Genomic DNA, 19,241 nt, shown 5'->3' with positions numbered 1-19,241 from the left:
GAGCTATGGACGCGATGCAAAACAGGATGAAACAGCGCTTGTACTATCTGGCTACAGGTGGCCTCGTACTCTGGTTGGTGGGCTGCCAGACCCACACCCAAACCGACCCTCAAACCGGGGAATCAACATCCGCAGTGCAGACTGTCCCCGTCTCAAAATTAGCCGAGCATCAACACTGTGGCTATTTTGGTGCGACCGCACGGGTGGATGTCTTGCGTGAGCTGGACTGGAAACAAGTCCTGCCACTGGGAGCCACACCGCCTGCGATCGCCCTGCCCAAAGGCGAGCTGGGGGTGATGATTTATCTCGGGCAGCGCCCCACTGCAGGTTACCGCCTCAAGTTGGCCGGTGACGCAACACTGGCACAGGGCAAGCTGACCCTTTCCACGGAAGAAGAAGGGCCACCCCCGAATGTGTTTGTCGCCCAAGTGCTCACCAGCCCCTGTGTGTTGTATTCGGTTCCCGAAAAAACAGGATTCAATCGCGTCGAAATAAAAGGTAACAGTAAAGGCTTACCCGCCGGAATTGCGCTGGAATAATAACCACCCGCGTGATTTTCCCGGCTGGAACACCACAAGAGAGTTGAAGTTTGTCGGAATTCGATTAAGCTACCCAGAAATTGTGCCCGCTAGACACACTAAGGACCGTAGCAATACCCTCTATGACAAACAACAACTACACCGCCGACTCGATAGAAGTACTCAGTGGATTGGACCCGGTTAAAAAACGTCCGGGGATGTACACTGAAACCACACGCCCCAACCATTTGGCTCAGGAAGTCATCGACAACAGTGTCGATGAAGCCCTGGCTGGCCATGCCAGCCGGGTTGATGTCACCCTGAATGAAGATGGCTCGCTTTCGGTATCCGATGATGGGCGTGGCATGCCGGTGGATATACATAAGGAAGAGGGTATCCCCGGTGTCGAATTGATCCTCACGCGACTCCATGCGGGGGGAAAATTCTCCAATGACAACTATCAGTTCTCCGGTGGTTTGCACGGGGTTGGGGTTTCGGTCGTTAACGCACTGTCCCTGAAGCTGGAAGTGCTCATCAAACGCGATGCCAAACTGCACCGCATCACCTTCGCCGATGGCGATAAAACCAGTGATCTGGAAGTCATCGATAGCGTTGGCAAGCGCAATACCGGTACCACCGTAACCTTCTGGCCGGATCCAAAATACTTTGACTCGCCCAAGTTCTCGGTTACCCGCATGCGCCACGTATTGCGGGCCAAGGCAGTACTTTGCCCCAAGTTGACCGTGACCTTCAGCAACAAACTGACCGGTGAAAAAGACGAATGGTATTTTGAAGATGGTTTGAACGACTATCTGAAATCGTCCACCAATGAGTTTGAAACCTGTCCACCTACACCGTTTACCGGCTCTATGGCGGGTAATACGGAAGCCGTTGACTGGGCGGTTCAGTGGTTAGTGGAAGGGGGCGACCTTACCCAGGAAAGCTACGTTAACCTGATTCCAACCGCCCAAGGCGGTACCCACGTAAACGGCCTGCGTACGGGTTTGCTGGAAGCCATGCGGGAATTCTGTGAGTTCCGTAACCTGCTACCCCGTGGCGTGAAACTCACCCCGGAAGATATCTGGGAACGCTGTTGCTTCGTTCTCTCCGCAAAAATGCAGGATCCGCAATTCTCCGGCCAGACTAAAGAGCGCCTGTCTTCCCGTGAAGCGGCGGCGTTTGTCTCCGGCATCGTGAAAGATTCGTTCAGCCTGTGGCTTAACCAGCACACGGCGGAAGCGGAACAACTGGCTGAAATCTGTATCGCCAACGCCAACCGCCGCATGCGCGCGAGCAAGAAAGTGGCCCGGAAAAAGATCACCCAAGGCCCAGCCTTACCCGGTAAACTGGCGGACTGTTCCGGTACGGATGCGATGAAATCCGAACTTTTCCTGGTGGAAGGGGACTCCGCAGGCGGCTCCGCCAAGCAAGCCCGAGATCGGGAATACCAGGCCGTTATGCCCCTGCGTGGTAAAATCCTGAACACCTGGGAAGTCGATTCCAGTGAAGTCCTTGCCTCTCAGGAAGTCCACGACATCGCAGTTGCCATCGGCGTTGATCCCGGTTCCACGGACTTGAACAGCCTCCGCTACGGTAAAATCTGCATCCTCGCCGATGCCGACTCCGACGGCCTGCACATCGCCACCTTACTCTGTGCCCTGTTCGTCAAACACTTCCGCCCCCTCGTCGAAGCTGGCCACGTCTACGTCGCCATGCCGCCGCTGTACCGCATCGACATCGGTAAAGAAGTCTACTACGCCCTCGACGACGCCGAACAAAAAGGCATCCTCGACCGCATCGCCGCTGAGAAAAAACGTGGCAAAATCCAAGTCACCCGCTTCAAAGGCCTGGGCGAAATGAACCCCCTCCAACTGCGCGAAACCACCATGGCCCGCGACACCCGAAAACTCGTCCAACTCACCGTCGAACCCGAAGACGGCACCGACGAAAAAATGGACATGCTCCTCGGCAAAAAACGCGCCTCGGATCGGAAAGTCTGGTTGGAGGAGAAAGGGAATTTGGCTGAGGTTGTTTGATAAATGGGGATCGCTTAGTCCTGTCGTTTTGTTCCGTAGACATGTCGCGCTGTTTTGCTCGTGTGTCTACGTGAATAAAACTGAAGTTTCAGGGGGATGTTACTCGTCAAACAAGAAATCGGCCCATTTCAACATTTTGATCAAATAGCAGCGCTTGGCCTTGGCGTCTTATGTTTTTTCAGTTCGATAATGATAATAGAGCCGGTGGCATCAATGGCGAGCAGGTCGATGTACCTACCAAAGTTGGTGTAGACGGCGACCAAAGGCTGAGGTTTCTCACCAATCTTCCAGATTCCATGTTGAACGGCCATTTACATTGTTTCTCCAAATTCTTTATTGGCATGCTCATCAAGCCCCATACCACACCAATCTAATTGATAAACCCCTCGTTTAACATCACGATGGAAAGTCGAATACGGCCAATCTTTCACGTTATCAACCAAACCATGTTTTAGCGGGTTAATGTGCACGTAGTCCACGTGATATCGATAGTCAGCTTCATTTTTGATTGTGTGCTCCCAAAAGCGTCGCTGCCAGACACCACGCTCCCCTTTACGCTGGCGAACCACAGATAATCCTTCTGTTTTAGGTATAGCTTTTGAAAACCGTTTTTTTATTTCTCGCCAACGGGAGGAATAATCTGCATCACCTTCAGGCAACGTCCATACCGCGTGCATATGATCCGGCAAAACCACCCAGGCATCAATATAAAAAGGCCTCCGTCGCTTCACAAAACGCACAGCATTGCGCAACGGCTCAATATGATCAACCAGCAACGCCTTATCCCGCTCCAGCAAATTCACCGTAAAAAAATATGTACCACCCGCCACATAACTCCGCCGATACTGCATACAACCTCCATGTCCATACAATTTCCGGCTGGCTTAGTGTAGGTCGGATAAGCGCAGCGCCATCCGACTTTGTCCGAATCTCACCCGAATCTCACCCGAATCTCGCCCGTATCTATTGGCAGAGGATGTCGGAAGGCGCTTTGCTTTTCCGACCTACGACATCACTCCGGCGTACGGTCGTTATCCCGCGCCAGCAAATTTTATCGTAAAAAATAAGTCCCCCGCCACATAACTCCGCCGATATCGCATACAACCGCCATATTCATCCAATTTCCGGCTTGGTTAGCGTAGGTCGGATAAGCGCAGCGCCATCCGACTTCACCCGACTTCGCCCGTATCTAGCCCGAATCTATTGGCAGAGGATGTCGGAAGGCGCTTTGCTTTTCCGACCGACGACATCACTCCGACGTACGGCCGTACACTGATCGCTTGGGGTCACAATAGTATTACCAATAGTTGCTCGACCCAATTCAACCAAGTCAATGATGTACTTGGTGTAAATATCTGGGAAAAGGGTCGCAATGGAATACACAAAAGCCGCGGGTCCGCACAATTGGTAAGGTGATCACTATTTTACATCGTTACACAGCTCGTAGAGTTTTGGATGTCATTCAAATTGCTCGATAACTGATCATTGACATCGAGAGCACATGGTTATATTGTCCAAGTCATGAAAACGTATACAATTCCCCAAATGATTAATCATATTGTGCTGCATAGACGGCTGGGGGAGCTATTGCTTACGTGAAAATTTAGTCCGATCACTGAAGAAAGCCCTCCCAGCGATGCGAGGGCTTTTTTATTGGTTTTTAAAAAGTGATCGGAGCATTGATATGGAACTCAGAATAGAACGACAAACTCGTGGTGTCAGGATCATTACGGGAGATCAGGCCAGGGAACGTCGTAAATTGTTAAATCAACTAATCGATATCGCTGACGAGTTTGGGTTTAGCGAAATTACCCTGCCAAGTATAGAACCCGCTCAAATCTACGTTGATAAAGCGGGGTCAGAAATTTTATCTCAGATGTACACATTTCCAGACAAAAAACAAAGGGCGCTTTGTCTGCGACCCGAGGCGACTGCGACGATTCAATTGATTGCAGATAGATACTTTGCACGGAAGAAAGATGTGCGGCTTTGGTATTTTGAGCGTTGCTGGCGTTATGAAAAGCCCCAGGAAGGGCGTTATAGAGAATTTCTCCAGTTCGGAATGGAGGTGATTAATCCCTCCAGTGACAATGTTGCCGCTGAATTGGTTGATATTGCAGAGCGTATGATCGCGTTGCGAACTCGCAATTATGTTGTGCAAACAGCAGTGAAGCGTGGGCTCGACTACTATACCGCTGATGGGTTTGAAATATCGATTCCATCGCTGGGAGCGCAAAAACAGGTATTAGGTGGCGGACGTTACAGACAAGGTGTCGGGTTTGCTATTGGCTTTGATCGATTAATGTTGTGTCCTTCTTCGGAGGAAGGACAGTTTGAAAAGCAGGAGGCTGAGTAGGTATGGATGGGGTCATTTTAATTGGTGTACAAGCCAGCGGTAAGTCATCATTTTATCAGCAGTGTTTTTCTAAAACGCATGTACGTATCAATTTAGATATGCTGAAGACGCGGGCTCGTGAACGAATACTGTTGGATGCCTGTTTGAGTACAATGCAGCCGGTAGTGATTGATAATACCAATGTCACTGAATTAGACAGAGCGAAATATATTCAAAAATTTCGCGAGTTTGGATTCAAAATTGATGGCTATTATTTCAGTTCAAGCGTTACGGAGTGCTTGGCTAGAAATGGCGCTCGAGAAGGGAAGGATTGTATCCCCGATATAGCGATAAAAGGGACTTACAACAAATTGCAAATCCCTTGCTATTCGGAAGGTTTTGATAATCTGTATTTTATTCGACTAGATCAAGAAGGATTTATAAAGCAGGAGTGGCAAGATGAAATTTGATGATCTCGACAAGAAAATGCGTGTTTATGAAACGGCTCATGATCTTTGCGTTTTGCCTCATATTTATTTGGTAGTCAGATTGGACGGCAGAGGCTTTACGCGGCTGACAAAAGAAGTTTATCAGTTCGAAGCGCCGTTTGATGAAAAGTTCAGAGATATAATGGTGGCTACTACGAAACACTTGATGGAGTGCGGATTTAAAGTGATATTTGGTTATACCCAGAGCGATGAAATTTCATTGTTGCTTGACCCTCTGGAGAATACATTTGGGAGAAAAGAGCGCAAATTGAATTCCATCCTGGCAGGAGAAGCAAGTGCTGCTTTTAGTTTGCTCTTGGGTTGCCATGGTGTATTCGATTGCCGCATTAGCCAGTTGCCAAGTAAAAGTCTGGTGGTCGATTACTTTCGCTGGCGTAATGAAGATGCGCACCGAAATGCGCTTAGTGCGCACTGTTACTGGAAGATGAGAAAGGATGGGGCGTCTATTCAGGAGGCGACATCCGCATTCAAAGGTAAGTCTGTTGCTGCCAAGAATGAGTTTTTGTTTCAACGAGGATTAAATTTCAACAAACTCCCAGATTGGCAGAAACGTGGTACAGGTCTCTATTGGGAACGCTATCAAAAGGAATCGTTCAACCCTCGAAGCGGTGAGGCCGTTCTTGCCACCCGAAATCGAATAAAGGTCGATTATGATTTGCCAATGAAAGACGAGTATAGTGATTTTATTCGCAACTTTTTACGATTATGCTAAGGAAAGGGATTTCGATCGATGAAAGTACAGCTTCTCAGTGATTTGCATGTTGAATTCGATGACTACCAGTATCCGGAGGCAATGTCGGATATCATCGTTTTGGCGGGAGACATCCATATTAAGGGGCGAGCCGTTCAATGGGCTCGGGATAATATCAAGAACAAACTTTTTTCATAGAGAATGGCCCGAACTATTGGCTACACGGACATTGCCATAATAGTTCGGATTATCAAATTGGTCCTTGTCGAATTATATGTAATCCAAAGGGATATCCGGGTGAAGAAAACGTCGATTTTGAGCCGGCATTGTGTGTCGAAATAAGTTAGTTGAACGAAGCGCTTCGCGCACGGAAGGAGAGTGCAACCGATGCCTGTTCCAGAAGTCCCTTATCACCGACACTGACTAAGACTTTCACTCATGGCTTGAATCAGTTTTGAGTAGTGTTGGTTGCCGGGTTGGATGTGCGCGCCGAGTGGGTCCATGACGCCGATAGTGGTTATACCGGTGCCTTCGAATACGTTGTGAACGAGTCCCGGGTTGTATTGGGGTTCGGTGAAGATGCAATTCACACCGAGTGTTTTGACTGTGTTCTGAATCTCAGTTATACGTGCAGGACTTGGGTCTTCTGCATCGCCCAGGGAGATTGACCCGGTGGCGGTGATGTTGAATCGCTTTTCGAAATATTGGTAGGCGTCGTGAAATACAATAAACTTGGGTTCGCCGAGGTGATCAACGGTTCTGTGTGTGGATTCGATGAGTTGGTCTAGTTGGGCGATGGTTTTCCGAGCATTTTTTTCATAGATTCCGGCATTTTGGGGATCGTATTCCGCGAGCACGTTCTTTATTTCGATAGTCCATGTTTTCGCGTTTTCAGGGTCAAGCCAGGCATGTGGGTCGATACCGTGATGATCATGATCGTTGTGATCGTCAGGGTGCGCTTCCTCGTCATGATGTTCATGGCGCTCAAAGGTGGCACCTTCGCGGTACGGATATGTTGTGGTTGTTGTTAGTGCGAGCATTTCAACTTTCTGTGCTGAGCCGGCAATGTTGTCCATTACTTTTTTCAGCCAAGGTGTCAGACCTTCTCCTACCCAGAAAACAATCCTTGCTTCGGACAGTGCACGAGCCTGTGATGGGCGTAATGTGTATTGGTGAGGGGATGCTTCTGCGGGTATAAGCAAGTCCGGGCTTCTTATGCCATCCATTACTTGGCTTACCAACGAGTGAAGTGGTGCGATATCAACCGCGACGGCAGGGCTGTCCGCCATGGACTTAAATGTAAGGCCGAGACCTATAAGCCCACAGGCGATTACCTTTTTACGCATAGGGTTCTCCATAAGGTAATGATTGGGTAGAAAGTGCAAATGATATGCTATATCATAACTTTAATTGGAGCCTATGCAAATAAAATCACGCTTTGATCAATAATGCAGTAGGGCTAACTTCATTTGGAATAATTTGGTGTCGTAAATGGGTGTAAGCATTGAATAGAAGGCTGGTTACGTGTGAGAACGTATCTGTTCAGTATGGCCGAAGGCAGATATTGCATGATATTTCAATGTCAGTTGAGTCAGGCGAAATTGTGACCATTATCGGCCCCAATGGCTCTGGGAAGACAACGCTGCTAAAAGCCTTGATTGGTGCGGTACGCCCCAGTTCTGGTGTTTTGAAAATAGCGCCTGATGTGCGGGTCGGATACGTGCCTCAGAAGCTGCACATCGACGAAACGTTGCCCATGACGGTAAGGCGGTTTATGAATCTACCAGCGGGACAGAGTGTAAAGGCCGTTGCTGAGGCACTTGCGCATGCGGGAGTTCCGGGATTGGGTATGCAACAGGTAATGGATTTGTCTGGTGGGCAATTCCAGCGAGTATTGTTAGCGAGAGCCTTGCTTGGCAAGCCGAACCTATTGTTATTGGATGAGGCAACTCAGGGTCTTGATCACCGGGGGACTGCGGACTTCTACCGGCAGATAGCTGAGGTAAGAGAAAGTGTAGGGTGTGGTATTGTGATGATTAGCCATGAGTTACATGTTGTTATGCGCAAAACAGACCGGGTAATTTGTCTGAACGGGTATATCTGTTGTGAAGGTGAGCCTGAGAAAGTCAGTGAGTCACCGGAATACCGAACTCTGTTTGGCTTGGATCATGATGAGGCTGCACTCTACTTACATCAAAAACAGTCACATCATTCGCCTTCTGGACACGTGTTTCATGTTTGATGATTTTTTGTTTCGGGCGACGCTAGCCAGTATTGGTGTCGCTCTTGCTGCCGCGCCATTGGGGTGTTTTGTGATCTGGCGGCGTATGGCTTACTTTGGTGATGCAACGGCTCATGCTGCCGTGCTGGGTGTCGCCTTGTCATTGACGTTTTCGGCGCCGATATTCGTGTGGGTATTGGCGGTCTGCCTGGTCATGGCGATGACCGTCTCGTCGCTGAGTGGGAAAGGGTTTGCGATGGACACTTTATTGGGCGTTATGGCCCACTCTTCTCTCGCCATTGGCTTGGTGGCGGTGTCTTTTCTATCCGGTGTCCGTATTGATTTAATGTCTTATTTATTTGGCGATATCTTGGCCGTGGGTAAAACAGATCTCATGGTCGTTTGGGGTGGAGCTTTGATGGTGTTGTTGCTGATTATCTGGCGTTGGTCGGGGCTCTTGTTGTCGACGCTCAACCCGGATTTAGCACTGGCCAGTGGTTTTAATCCAAAACGTGAGCAATTGATTCTCACCATCGCCCTTGCCGTTGTAGTTGCTGTTGCGATCAAGGTGGTTGGGGTTTTGCTAATTGCAGCCATGTTGATTGTACCGGCTGCAACGGCGCGCCCATTCAGCTCGTCGCCCGAAATGATGGCCATAGTAGCGGCAGCGTTCGGCGCAGTGGCAAGTCTTACGGGGTTACGTGCCTCATTTTTGCTGGATACACCAACGGGGCCGACGATAGTTGGAGTAAGCGCCTTTTTCTTTGTTTTAACCACCATTGTTACCTTGATCTTGAGTTTTGCAAAAAACTCGGCGATTCAGCGATGACGATTAACCGATACATCCGATTACGAGTAGTTCAGGCTCTATGCGTTTTCCTCGCGATATTTGGCTTGATAGCTGGAGTGCAAGCGCATCCACATAGCTGGATTGAGTTAAATACCCGCTTTGTTCTGGACAAGCAAGCCCATTTAGTTCAAATCAGACAACGGTGGGAGTTTGATGTTTATTACTCGATGATGACCTTGGCCGATAGCCGGAATGAATACGGCAACGACACCACTGGGTTACCGCAGATGGCCACAAAGATGATTCGCAACCTTAAAGCGTATGGATATTTTTCAAAACTGAGTGTCGATGGCGCAAACATTGCGCTGGCGATGCCAGACCCTTACCGGTTATCTACCAAGGCAAAGAATGGACATGAAGTTCTGGAACTGGAGATGATCTTTGACATTCAACAGGGCATGAACATTGAGAACAAAACGCTGCACTGGCAAGTATTTGATCCAACTTACTATATTGCGATGATACACGTAGATGAAAATAGCATCGAAATTATTGGCGGGGATGCGACCGAATGCTCCAGGAAAATTGAATTTCCAGATCCTTCTGACGATTTGATTGAGTATGCGCAAAGCCTTGATCGGACCCAAAAAAACACCGAGGGTCTGGGGGCTGCTTTTGCGGATATGATCGTTGTTAATTGTTACTAAGTTAATTGCCAGGCGTTTCACTGGTTCCTAGAGAGAAATACAGGTGAATCCACTGCTATCTTCAGTTCCATACTCTTATTTTGCAAGACTTAAAAAGTTTGTCATTCCGTTATTTATCCTGGGTTTGGCTGGATTGATTTACAGTGAATGGAGCCCATTTGTCGATGCAACCGTAGAGTGGCAGAAAACATTGCACACCATGCTGGCAAGTCATATTCAAGCAGTGTCTGAAGATGTGTATCAGTACGGGGGAGCGTTGATCCTGTTAAGTTTCGGGTACGGGATATTTCATGCCATTGGCCCCGGCCATGGTAAAGCGGTGATCGTGACTTACTTAGGGACCCATAAAGAAACGGTGAGAAAAGCGATGCTGATTGCTTTTTCAGCTGCTGTACTTCAGTCATTGATTGCGATATTTCTGGTGAGTGCTCTGGCCAGAATGCTCAAATTCAAATTTTCGGATGTTCACCAGTATGGGAATGATATGGCGTCGGTGAGCTATGTTCTGGTTATTGGGCTGGGTGTTTTGTTGATCATAAGCTCGATTCGACGGGGATTGAAAATTCGTCGGGACAGGACGCCTGCCGTGCATCATTCGCATGACTCGCATTCGCATGATGAAGCTTGTGGATGTTCTCACACCCATGTTCCAGAACGAGATGATTCAATTTGGCATACGTTGACCGTGATTTTGTCCATGGGAATTCGACCGTGCTCCGGGGCAATTGTGGTTTTGATTTATGCGCATTTGGTGGGTGTTTACGTATATGGTGTCATTGCAACACTCTTGATGGGAATAGGGACCGGCTTAATGGTCAGTTTGGTTGCCCTGGGCTCGCTGTATGCGCGTTCCTGGTTGGAAGGTTTTGTGAGTCAATTGGATAAGACGGGAGGGACGGCTCGTCTTCCAATAAGCCTTTATCTTCGATGTTTGGGCGGGGCCATTTTGATTATATTAGGCTGGAGCTTATTCAGTGCAGCATCAACTTTGTCATCTGGCCATCCATTGTTTTAGATTAACTCTTATTGGATCCTTTGCCTAAATCCGTTGCCGAGGACGACTCCCGTACCTGTATCTCCAACGGACGACTCGTATCCAGATGCACGTCCCGTTGTGGAAAGGCGATGACGATTTTGGCGTCGTTGCATTGTTCGTAGATTTCCAGGTGCAGGTCGGACAGAGTGGGCAGGCGGTGGTCCAGGCCGTTGACGTAGGCGCGGAGGTAGATCATGAGGGCGTTGTCGCCGAAGCTTTCGAAGGTGACCAGTGGCGCGGGATCGCTCAGTACCAGGGGGTGAGCTTCGGCGATGTTGGCGATGATGGACATGGCTTTGCGCACGTCGGAGCCGTAGGCGATGCCAATGGGAATGAGCAGGCGGTTGGTTTGGTCGGACAGGGTCCAGTTCAACAGGCGACTGGTGATGAATTCCTTGTTGGGAACCAGGAGTTCTTTCTGTTCCCAGTTCCGGATGGTTGTTGCCCGTATCTGGATACGGGTGACAATGCCGTCGGTATCCCCCACTGTGACGACATCGCCGACGCGAATCGGGCGTTCAAACAGGATGATCAGACCGCTGATGAAGTTGGCGACGATTTCCTGAAGACCAAAGCCGATGCCCACACTCAGGGCCGCGGCCAGCCATTGGATCTGGGACCAGCTGGCACCCAGTGTGCTGAGTGAGGTGAGGGTGCCGACCGCAACGATGAAGTAGCCCGTCAGTGTTCTGAGTGCATAAAGGCTGCCGGTGCCAAAAGTGACTTTTTGCAGGAAGATAAATTCCACGAGCGCAGGGACACGTTTGGCCGCCAGAAGGGTAATCACGAAGATGGCAAGGGCCAGTGCAAGATCAAGCAAGGTGACCGGTTTGCTTTGCTTTTCGCCGTCGATGGTTTCTGTGTATTGCCACACGGAAAAGTCTTCAAATACCCCGAATGCAGGTAATAACTCTCTCCAGATCAGCCATATCCCGACGGCACTGGTAAGCACCAGGAGTGTCTTAACCAGTTCCTGACTCCCTTGGCTTAGGGCATTTAAGTCAACCTGAGGCTCTTCCACTTCGGTTAGCACTTCCGATGTAACGGTTTCTTCAACGCCATCGGCTTTTTTCTGTCGGGCTGCATTGCGACGTTCCAGGGCATTGCGGAAAGCCAATTTGCGTTGCGTGAGCACCAACCAACGCAAAATCAGTTGATGAACGATAAAAATGCTCACATTCAGCATCAAGGTGTAGAGAATATGCAGGCTGAGCGCCGCTGAAGTGTACAGGTAGCCGGACAGGGATAGAGCGATCAAAAATATCGGGCCGCCGATGAATAGAGTCTGCAGCAGTTTTAATGTACCGCTGCCCGGTTCTTTTTTGGTTCGGGCGAGATAGATGGCTTGCCAGCCGAGTGGGTTCCGGATCAATCGGGTTGCACACCAGGAAAACGTAATGAGCACCAGGCTGACGACGACATGCTGCAAGGCACCCGTTGCTGAGATGATTTCCGAACCCAGAACGACAAAAGCGAAAAACAATAAGGGCAGGAAAATGCGCCGGAAGCGAAGCAGATCTTTGCGTAAGGACTCAACGGCTTCCTTGGGCCAGCGAAAGTGTGTCGCCACGAGGCCATTGGGCAGGCAGCTGCGGCACAGAAAGTCGATAAAGAAAACGGCGATGGCCATGCGCTGGAAGGCATCCGCGATGGCGAGGCTCAGGTCCGAAGCTTCTGGCGTTTTGGATAAACCAAGGCCAAGCAGGTAAAAAATGGCAGGCCATAGTGCACAATAGACCACTGTCAGGAACAGCGCCTCGACGGTGTAAATGAATTGATCGGTGGTGAGCCGTTGTAAAGGCTCCCCCAGTCTTAGCATTTGTCGACGATAGTAGGTGCGTTGGGTGGCTGCAATCAAGAGAACCGGTAAGAGCAGGGTGTACAGTGAGTTGGTATTCACCCAGTTCAGTGCCTGGGTTTGAAAGGATTGTTGGGAAAAATCATTCAGCAAGCCAAAAAATTGATTGGGGGTGTGTTGAACCATGGCGAGATTGATGGCGGAAGAGCTTCGTACCCACAACAGGCGCTCATTCAGATACTCATTAAACGCCTCGGATTTGAGCACATACTCCCGTTGGGCAAAATCAAGTTCGCTCAGTGCCTTAAGGTAGGCTTGGTCAATCTCAATCGCTTTGTCCAGCAGCTCCAAGCGTTGTTCTGCCAGGTTACTGAGTTCTGTGCGCAGTGAGGCCAGGGTATCTGGCGTGACATCGCTACCAAGTTGGTTGATGTAATCTGCCATGTTTCTCAGGGCACGTCGCTCTTCTTCATGTTGAATCTGACGTAAGCCTGCTGCCGCAATGGTTTGTTGTGAGGCGAGGCTGTTGGCCTTGATTAGCTCGGTATTCGGCAGGCGTCGGCGTTCTTCCAGCAAGGCCTGTCCCAATGCCTGGGTTAAACCGGCCAGTTCGACTTTTTGTTGGGTGCTGCGGAATGCATCATTTAAATCGAGCGATTTGTGAGTCATCTCGGCAGTAGTTTCTTCAACCTTTTGCAGTTGCTGACTCATTTGGGTCATCATGTCGCTTAGTGCGGTATTGCGCGCGGCGAGGGATTTTATCAACGGGTGGGTGTTTTGCAGTGTTTGTTCTTTGCGGGTGACCGTTTTCTGTGTTTCCTGCACGGTGGCCAGTCGCCGTTCAGAGATATGCTCCTGTAGTACCTTGAGTGCGCTACTGGCTTCCCGCAGCTGCCACTCCAGTAGAGCCATTCGGGCTTTCAAGCGCTCTACTCTGGATTGGTGCCCGAGAAGTTCCTGTTGCAGCGCCTGTTGCTCGGCGAGAATGGCATCCCGCTCGGCTTCCAGGGCCCAGGTTTCTGAAAGTGTGCTCAGGTTTAAATCCGGCGTGTCGGGTTGGGCCGAAAGTGTGGCGGTGATTTGTTCCAAACGGGTGGCCAACGTACCTTGTGTCTGTCCGATCACCTGCGGCCGATCCTGTGCCTGGGCGAGTCGATTTTCCACTTCCCGCATCTCGGTCAGCAGGCTGTTCTGTTCGGCCTGCACTTTGATCATGCGCTGTTGTAAGTCGGATTGAGAGAGCGGTGATAAATCTTCCTGATCGAGCGGGTTTTGTTGACGTTGTCGGGTTTTAAGCTCGGTTTGTAATAGATCAATTCGTTCGGGAATCGCTTGTGCTTCTTTCGCGAAGGTTTGAGCGGCCCGTTCCTGCTCTTCAACTTCGGACAGGAACCGTGCTGTTTCCTGGAGCTTGCTTTTGATGGTTTTCTTGGTCGCGTCAGACAGCGCCAGTTCCGTTTCCAGCTGTTGCAGCTTCTCTTCAACCATATTCTGGGTGGGCGTTGCGTTTGCCCCGATGGGCCCGAAAAAGAGCATAACTGTGAACAAAACCAGCAAGAGCCATTTTGAACCGTTGAAGCCTGGCGTTAATTCGCCCTTTACTGTCGCGCTCATGAAAGTAGACTGCCTTAGTTTCGGAATGAAGTGACGGACTGACGTTTTGGAGTGAGATTGAACCCGTACTGATGATACCGTTAGTAGTGATACCACACACGTTAGTTATTGTCATGTGGATATACTGACGGTTTAGGCCTGGCCTCCAGGGTTATTCCTGCCAGGTTGGAAAGCAGTTCCCGGTGAAACAAAAAGTTATTTCTGTTAATGCTGTAAATTACTGATTGAGTGGAGTAGGGTAGCAAGTGTTGCCGAACACTTTGTCGGTAAGTTCTCGCTTATCAAAGGGCCAAGGATATGATGTGGCTACGAGCTACTTGTGAACTGCATTTCGAAATCGCGTTGCCCACTCCTTTTATTTTAATGCTTCGACCTCGCAGCGGAGCACACCAATGGATTGCCCGCGAAGCGTATCGTCTTGAACCGATGGTGCCGGTGGTTGAATTTACTGACGTATACGGGAATCTCTGCCAGCGTCTGATCGCACCGGTCGGACCTTTTTCAATTTATACTTCCGAAGAAGTCGTTACGGCGGATCAATTGGATGAAGCACCGGGTGCCCCCTTCGTCGATGTTCAGAACTTACCGGATTCGGTGTTGTCTTTCCTGTTACCCAGCCGCTATTGTGAAGCGGATCGGTTCGGTGATATGGCTTTGGAAATTACCCAGGGCTGCTTACTCGGCTATGATCAGGTTAAAGCGATTGAAGATTGGCTTCGCGCGAATATTCGATATGAGCCGGGTACCAGTACTGTTCCTATTTCGGCAATCGAGGTGAATCAGCGTGGGTATGGGGTCTGCCGTGATCTGGCGCACTTGGGGCTGGCACTGTGCCGGGCGTTGAGTATTCCGGCCCGAATGGTGGTGGGGTATCTCTATCAGCTGGAACCCATGGATCTACATGCCTGGTTTGAAGCATTTGTCGGCGGGCGTTGGTACACTTTTGATGCGACACAAGCCAGTGCGCGAGCAGGTTATATTGCGATAGGCTATGGCCGGGATGCGGCAGATGTTGCGGTGTACACTCAGTTTGGGCCTGCCGTATTGCCGGTTTTTCAATCTGTTAGCGTAGAGCGCTGTTGAATTCGATATGCTGAAACAATAACTTTTTGATATCTTCTGAGGGACGAGAGATGAACAGATTTGGATCAAAAAGTGCATTTAAAGTGGTGTCCGGCGGTCAGACCGGAGTAGATCGAGCGGCCTTGGATGCCGCAATCGAAATGGGTATGGAACACGGTGGTTGGTGTCCCGAGGGGCGCAAGGCAGAAGATGGATTGATTGACCCGCGTTACAATTTACAGATCTTGCCAGGGGCAGGTTACAAGCGCCGAACCCTGGCCAATGTTCGTGACTGCGACGGCACCGTTATTATTTATTTTGGCCTTATCTCGGGCGGGACTGAACAGACTCTTGCCTACTGTTTACGTGAAGGCAAACCCTATAAGCTGATTGACGCACAGGAAATACCAGAATCACGCGCTGCGGAAATAATCAAAACCTTTTGCGAGCAGTTTGGTATTCAAACCTTAAACGTGGCAGGACCGCGCGCGAGTAATGAAGCTCGCGCTTATCCGTATACATTCTTGACGATTCAATTATTGTTGCAATCCTGTGCCTGATTCCGGGGCGCTAGCCGTTACTTTGATAATCCTGAAACTGTCGCCTAATCACTGCGCTTTCATGACGGGTTATATCGCTGTCGCTTACGGCGATGAATAGTGATTCCAGCAGCGCCGTGCGTTCATCGGCGGAGAGTGTAGTCAAGTCATTACTATTCAAGCGACTGAATGTACCTTCCAGTGGATAGGAACCATAATTATTTTTGAAATCCTCCAATAGAGCCTTCACGGTAAAGTTGAAGGCTCTATCATTGCCACTCTGACCGACTGTATTCGCAATGTCTTTTCCAAGCGCCAGATACAAGTTTTCATTTACTCGAGTTGTTCTGCTACCCGATGCAGCGGAGGTGTAAAGACTGATCAAATCACCGGTGCCATTGTGGAGTTCTTTGTATGTGAAGATATCTCGTTCCAGTAGAGATTCGGTTATTTTCAGCATTGATTGGTCGTATTTATTGACATAACGTTGGTCGATGCGGTCTATCATTTTGCCAAGGTCTTCCCTTGCGGTGCTATCTTCCAATATGAGCTGAAAGTCTTCTTTTGCATCTGGATTGAAATCGCGGTGGAAGAGTTTACCGCTTCTCCCGCTCCAATCGCCAGTAAGATAATAGTTGATCTGGGTACCGATAATCTTACTCTCATTAATAGAGATATCGGGGTCTTTGGCGGCAATAAATAGCGATTCCAGCACGTTTATTCTTTGTTCTGGGTTCAGATTCTCCACTCCGCGAGATTGTAACGTGTTCTCAAGCATGCCTTTGCTTATCCAGCGATCATTAACTCCATCGAGAATATCTTTGGTCAGGCTGTTAAAGGCTGATTTATCACCGGCTGTTTGGGCGATTGAATCGGTCAGGGTTTTGTAGAGCTGGTCACTGACGTCTTCGCCTTCCGAGCTCAGTGCAGCCGTTACGAACTCATCTATTTGATCGGCAACACCGCCATTCAGCTCTTTTTCGGTGAAAATATCCAGGGACTTAATCAGGCTGAATATACGTTGATCCCGTTCACTGAATTGCCAGCTGGGCATGTCCTTAAGCTCTTGCTTGAGTTCGGCGCGAACGTCTGTTGGTTTCAGTAGGGCTTGAAAGTCTTCCTTGTTTTCAGCGTTAAAATCACGCTCCAGCTGGGGCTTTCCATGAAGTGAGAAGTTTTCAGCGCCACGATCATAGGCTTGCTTCTGGTAACTTATGATGCGTTTCTCATCCCACGAGATTTCGCCATCCTGTTTGGCAATGAACAAGGACTCCAACAGTGCCACACGTTCGTCGGAATTGAGTGTATCGAGGTCAGAATCCATAAAGCTATTGTACTGCTCATCGGCTCGCTCCTGCGAAGTTGAAATGCGAGCAGCCGTTGGCCTGTCGTTTAGCTTATCGTAGGCGTATTTAACAACTTCTTTAAACGCATTATCGCTATCATGTCCTACCACTTCTGAGAGAGTGTGGGTATAGGCTTCGTACAGTGCGTCGCTCACGGGTTCACCATCGGAGCGGCTTGCAGCACTCACAAAAACGTTTATCAAGTCGCCAACGCCTGATTCCAGTATTCGTTCCGGTATCACACCATTTTCCAGCAGTTTGTCAGTTAACTGAATAAGGCTTTGATCCCGTGAATGTATTGTGCTGTCTTTCGTCTCGTGTATGAAGGTTTGCAGCATGTCTCGGTTTTCCGTGCCGAGCAGTAAATCCTGATAATGTTCTTTTGATCCGGTAATCAGGGGAGCCGGCATGCTGAAGTCATTTCCGAACTCGATGGCTGTGTCTGTGGCGTTGGATGTGATCTTAGTTAGCATTTCAGTTATTTCAGCTGCCTCGGTTTCACTGATCTCGCCCTGACTGATGCCTGCATCAAACAGGGTATTGAGAATATCCGTACGCTGTTGTGCCGAAAGTAGCTCGACATCAACTTCGGAAAACGCTTGGGCGAGACTACCTTTAAAGCTGTTGGGATTGGTTTCTTCCAGCAGTTTTTCCACAGTGGCATTGAACAGAGCGGGGTTCATGGAATCCCCAACCGATTGGGCCAGTTCAGGTGTGAACGAACTGAAATCGGGTTCTTGGCTGAACTTTTGAATCATTTGTGCAAATTGCTCAACATCTTCTTGTGATAGGTTTGGAGATTGCAAGAGTGCCGCGAACTGTTGATTGAATATTGTCCGTTCTTCAGGTGTGAATTTGAAGTAGTCTGCATGCATCATTACCGAGATAAGGTCATCTTGTTGTTGCGTGTACTGATATTCACTCGCTTGTGTTGCGTTGGTGTTGACTGTTCCAATTGTCATCTATACGTCCTTATAGCCACTATTGAAATGCTAAATTCAGAAAATTCACTTGGGGTGTATGATTTCTATTTTGGCAGAAAATAGATTCGCTGGCATCTAGGGCTAACCCTAGGTTTTGGTAAAAATTTGTCTGTATAGCGTATAAACGATCAGGTATTGAGCGATCGATCACGCTCAAATCGCTCTACCATCAGGTCGATAAAGCATCGTACAAGGCTCGATGCTCTTCGGCCTTCATGATAAAGAATATGAATGGGGACGTTAGGCGGCTCGAAAGGCTTCAGTATTCGGATGAGCCCGCCCGAAGCCAACTCTTCCGTGACCTGATAAGACACAATGCGAGTAATGCCAAAATCAAGCCGTGCGGCCTCTATCGCTGCAGCATTAGTGGTGACCGTCAGTCTAGGGTTCAGGCGCAGGGTATTGCCTTTGCCTTGGTGTTTAAACTGCCAGTCGGGGGAAACGCTTCCTGAGTTTGCGGAGATCAGGCGATGTTTCTGCAAGTCCTGCGGAGTTTGTGGTACCCCAAATGTGTTCAAATAACCCGGTGATGCGACCCAGATGCGTTTGACCTGGCCAATTTTACGGGCATTCAGGCTGGAGTCCGGCAGGTGACCGATTCGAAATCCGATATCAAACCCCTCTTCAAGCAGGTTGACGACTCGATCCAAAAACGCGGCTTCCACTTGGGTTTCCGGGTAACGTTCTAAATAATCCGTAATGCCAGGCACAACATGGCGCTGCCCGAACATCACCGGTGCTGTAACCGCTAATCGGCCCCTCGGTGTGGCATTAATACCTACGGCAGATTCATTGGCCTGTTGTACTGCTGCAAGAATACGCCGAACATCCTCCAGGTAGTGCTTTCCAGTTGTTGTGGTGCGAACATGGCGAGTTGTCCGGTTAAACAGCTTGACCCCCAGACTGGATTCCAGTGTGGCAATTGCGCGGGTCACCGCCGGGGGGGACAGGGTTAGCCGCCGAGCCGCGCTGGCAAAGCTTTGTTCTTCAGCGACAGCGACAAAAACGGTCATTTGGTGGAGTTGATCCATAAGCCTATTGTGGTCTCCTGGTTGT

Annotated in this window: 18 protein-coding genes; 12 read left to right on the top strand and 6 right to left on the bottom strand. The window is 49.4% G+C overall.

Annotation, left to right across the window (positions count from 1 at the left end):
- Positions 1 to 14: 14 nt before the first annotated feature.
- Complete coding sequence (locus OLMES_RS20155; protein WP_198343058.1) at positions 15 to 539, top strand: protease complex subunit PrcB family protein; 525 nt, start codon at positions 15 to 17, stop codon at positions 537 to 539.
- A 122-nt stretch (positions 540 to 661) separates the two neighbouring features.
- Positions 662 to 2,554: a DNA topoisomerase IV subunit B gene (parE, locus tag OLMES_RS20150; protein ID WP_087462916.1), complete on the top strand. Its 1,893-nt coding sequence runs from the start codon at positions 662 to 664 to the stop codon at positions 2,552 to 2,554.
- Between the two features lie 140 nt (positions 2,555 to 2,694).
- Here the strand turns inward: parE and OLMES_RS28400 are convergent, their stop codons facing one another.
- Complete coding sequence (locus tag OLMES_RS28400; RefSeq protein ID WP_198343057.1) at positions 2,695 to 2,865, bottom strand: hypothetical protein; 171 nt, start codon at positions 2,863 to 2,865, stop codon at positions 2,695 to 2,697.
- Positions 2,866 to 3,405: an REP-associated tyrosine transposase gene (locus OLMES_RS20145; protein ID WP_087462915.1), complete on the bottom strand. Its 540-nt coding sequence runs from the start codon at positions 3,403 to 3,405 to the stop codon at positions 2,866 to 2,868.
- Between the two features lie 833 nt (positions 3,406 to 4,238).
- Between OLMES_RS20145 and OLMES_RS20140 the strand changes: the two genes are divergently transcribed.
- The 4 genes from OLMES_RS20140 to OLMES_RS28090 are packed head-to-tail and all read left to right on the top strand — an operon-like array spanning position 4,239 to position 6,287.
- Positions 4,239 to 4,910: an ATP phosphoribosyltransferase regulatory subunit gene (locus tag OLMES_RS20140; RefSeq protein WP_157678418.1), complete on the top strand. Its 672-nt coding sequence runs from the start codon at positions 4,239 to 4,241 to the stop codon at positions 4,908 to 4,910.
- 2 nt (positions 4,911 to 4,912) lie between these two features.
- Positions 4,913 to 5,359 (top strand): ATP-binding protein, encoded by a 447-nt coding sequence (locus OLMES_RS20135; protein WP_087462913.1) that lies wholly within the window; start codon positions 4,913 to 4,915, stop codon positions 5,357 to 5,359.
- Positions 5,349 to 6,110, top strand: coding sequence for a tRNA(His) guanylyltransferase Thg1 family protein (locus tag OLMES_RS20130; RefSeq protein WP_087462912.1), 762 nt, complete (start codon positions 5,349 to 5,351; stop codon positions 6,108 to 6,110). The genes OLMES_RS20135 and OLMES_RS20130 overlap by 11 nt, the downstream gene beginning before the upstream one ends.
- Positions 6,111 to 6,128: 18 nt before the next feature.
- Positions 6,129 to 6,287, top strand: coding sequence for a hypothetical protein (locus tag OLMES_RS28090; protein ID WP_157678417.1), 159 nt, complete (start codon positions 6,129 to 6,131; stop codon positions 6,285 to 6,287).
- Between the two features lie 212 nt (positions 6,288 to 6,499).
- Here OLMES_RS28090 and OLMES_RS20125 read toward each other — a convergent pair whose 3' ends face one another.
- On the bottom strand, positions 6,500 to 7,435 hold the full coding sequence (locus OLMES_RS20125) for a zinc ABC transporter substrate-binding protein (protein WP_087462911.1): 936 nt from the start codon (positions 7,433 to 7,435) through the stop codon (positions 6,500 to 6,502).
- A 158-nt stretch (positions 7,436 to 7,593) separates the two neighbouring features.
- On the opposite strand from OLMES_RS20125, the gene OLMES_RS20120 reads away from it, so the two are divergent.
- The 4 genes from OLMES_RS20120 to OLMES_RS20105 are packed head-to-tail and all read left to right on the top strand — an operon-like array spanning position 7,594 to position 10,822.
- Positions 7,594 to 8,331, top strand: a complete 738-nt coding sequence (locus tag OLMES_RS20120) for an ATP-binding cassette domain-containing protein (RefSeq protein ID WP_269767727.1) — start codon at positions 7,594 to 7,596, stop codon at positions 8,329 to 8,331.
- Positions 8,324 to 9,139 carry a metal ABC transporter permease gene (locus OLMES_RS20115; protein ID WP_087462909.1) on the top strand — a complete coding sequence of 272 codons (816 nt, stop codon included), beginning with the start codon at positions 8,324 to 8,326 and terminating at the stop codon, positions 9,137 to 9,139. The genes OLMES_RS20120 and OLMES_RS20115 overlap by 8 nt, the downstream gene beginning before the upstream one ends.
- Positions 9,136 to 9,807: a DUF1007 family protein gene (locus OLMES_RS20110; RefSeq protein ID WP_087462908.1), complete on the top strand. Its 672-nt coding sequence runs from the start codon at positions 9,136 to 9,138 to the stop codon at positions 9,805 to 9,807. Before OLMES_RS20115 ends, OLMES_RS20110 begins: the two co-directional genes overlap by 4 nt.
- Before the next feature lie 43 nt (positions 9,808 to 9,850).
- A complete protein-coding gene (locus OLMES_RS20105; protein ID WP_087462907.1) occupies positions 9,851 to 10,822 on the top strand; it encodes a nickel/cobalt transporter in 972 nt (323 codons plus the stop codon).
- 1 nt (position 10,823) lies between these two features.
- Here the strand turns inward: OLMES_RS20105 and OLMES_RS20100 are convergent, their stop codons facing one another.
- Positions 10,824 to 14,255, bottom strand: coding sequence for a mechanosensitive ion channel domain-containing protein (locus tag OLMES_RS20100; RefSeq protein WP_087462906.1), 3,432 nt, complete (start codon positions 14,253 to 14,255; stop codon positions 10,824 to 10,826).
- Positions 14,256 to 14,552: 297 nt separating this feature from the next.
- On the opposite strand from OLMES_RS20100, the gene OLMES_RS20095 reads away from it, so the two are divergent.
- Together OLMES_RS20095 and OLMES_RS20090 are read left to right on the top strand one after the other, a co-directional pair.
- A complete protein-coding gene (locus OLMES_RS20095; RefSeq protein WP_332454910.1) occupies positions 14,553 to 15,338 on the top strand; it encodes a transglutaminase family protein in 786 nt (261 codons plus the stop codon).
- A 50-nt stretch (positions 15,339 to 15,388) separates the two neighbouring features.
- Positions 15,389 to 15,877, top strand: coding sequence for a putative molybdenum carrier protein (locus OLMES_RS20090; protein ID WP_087462904.1), 489 nt, complete (start codon positions 15,389 to 15,391; stop codon positions 15,875 to 15,877).
- A 10-nt stretch (positions 15,878 to 15,887) separates the two neighbouring features.
- Here the strand turns inward: OLMES_RS20090 and OLMES_RS20085 are convergent, their stop codons facing one another.
- The gene (locus OLMES_RS20085; RefSeq protein WP_087462903.1) at positions 15,888 to 18,164 is read right to left on the bottom strand and encodes a hypothetical protein; all 2,277 of its coding nucleotides are present in this window, start codon (positions 18,162 to 18,164) and stop codon (positions 15,888 to 15,890) included.
- 149 nt (positions 18,165 to 18,313) lie between these two features.
- On the bottom strand, positions 18,314 to 19,216 hold the full coding sequence (locus OLMES_RS20080) for a LysR family transcriptional regulator (RefSeq protein ID WP_198343056.1): 903 nt from the start codon (positions 19,214 to 19,216) through the stop codon (positions 18,314 to 18,316).
- Positions 19,217 to 19,241 lie beyond the last annotated feature (25 nt).

The sequence above is a fragment of the Oleiphilus messinensis genome, from assembly GCF_002162375.1.
Taxonomy (GTDB): Bacteria; Pseudomonadota; Gammaproteobacteria; order Pseudomonadales; family Oleiphilaceae; genus Oleiphilus; species Oleiphilus messinensis.
Note: the sequence above shows the minus strand (reverse complement) of the source record. Positions and strands in the feature narration are given on the sequence as shown.

Excerpts from the sequence above, each read along its gene's own strand:
- OLMES_RS20155 (WP_198343058.1), top strand. The coding sequence starts at position 15 with ATGCAAAACAGGATGAAACAGCGCTTGTACTATCTGGCTACAGGTGGC.
- parE (WP_087462916.1), top strand. The coding sequence starts at position 662 with ATGACAAACAACAACTACACCGCCGACTCGATAGAAGTACTCAGTGGA.
- OLMES_RS28400 (WP_198343057.1), bottom strand. The coding sequence starts at position 2,865 with ATGGCCGTTCAACATGGAATCTGGAAGATTGGTGAGAAACCTCAGCCT.
- OLMES_RS20145 (WP_087462915.1), bottom strand. The coding sequence starts at position 3,405 with ATGCAGTATCGGCGGAGTTATGTGGCGGGTGGTACATATTTTTTTACG.
- OLMES_RS20140 (WP_157678418.1), top strand. The coding sequence starts at position 4,239 with ATGGAACTCAGAATAGAACGACAAACTCGTGGTGTCAGGATCATTACG.
- OLMES_RS20135 (WP_087462913.1), top strand. The coding sequence starts at position 4,913 with ATGGATGGGGTCATTTTAATTGGTGTACAAGCCAGCGGTAAGTCATCA.
- OLMES_RS20130 (WP_087462912.1), top strand. The coding sequence starts at position 5,349 with ATGAAATTTGATGATCTCGACAAGAAAATGCGTGTTTATGAAACGGCT.
- OLMES_RS28090 (WP_157678417.1), top strand. The coding sequence starts at position 6,129 with ATGAAAGTACAGCTTCTCAGTGATTTGCATGTTGAATTCGATGACTAC.
- OLMES_RS20125 (WP_087462911.1), bottom strand. The coding sequence starts at position 7,435 with ATGCGTAAAAAGGTAATCGCCTGTGGGCTTATAGGTCTCGGCCTTACA.
- OLMES_RS20115 (WP_087462909.1), top strand. The coding sequence starts at position 8,324 with ATGTTTGATGATTTTTTGTTTCGGGCGACGCTAGCCAGTATTGGTGTC.
- OLMES_RS20110 (WP_087462908.1), top strand. The coding sequence starts at position 9,136 with ATGACGATTAACCGATACATCCGATTACGAGTAGTTCAGGCTCTATGC.
- OLMES_RS20100 (WP_087462906.1), bottom strand. The coding sequence starts at position 14,255 with ATGAGCGCGACAGTAAAGGGCGAATTAACGCCAGGCTTCAACGGTTCA.
- OLMES_RS20095 (WP_332454910.1), top strand. The coding sequence starts at position 14,553 with ATGATGTGGCTACGAGCTACTTGTGAACTGCATTTCGAAATCGCGTTG.
- OLMES_RS20090 (WP_087462904.1), top strand. The coding sequence starts at position 15,389 with ATGAACAGATTTGGATCAAAAAGTGCATTTAAAGTGGTGTCCGGCGGT.
- OLMES_RS20085 (WP_087462903.1), bottom strand. The coding sequence starts at position 18,164 with ATGACAATTGGAACAGTCAACACCAACGCAACACAAGCGAGTGAATAT.
- OLMES_RS20080 (WP_198343056.1), bottom strand. The coding sequence starts at position 19,216 with ATGGATCAACTCCACCAAATGACCGTTTTTGTCGCTGTCGCTGAAGAA.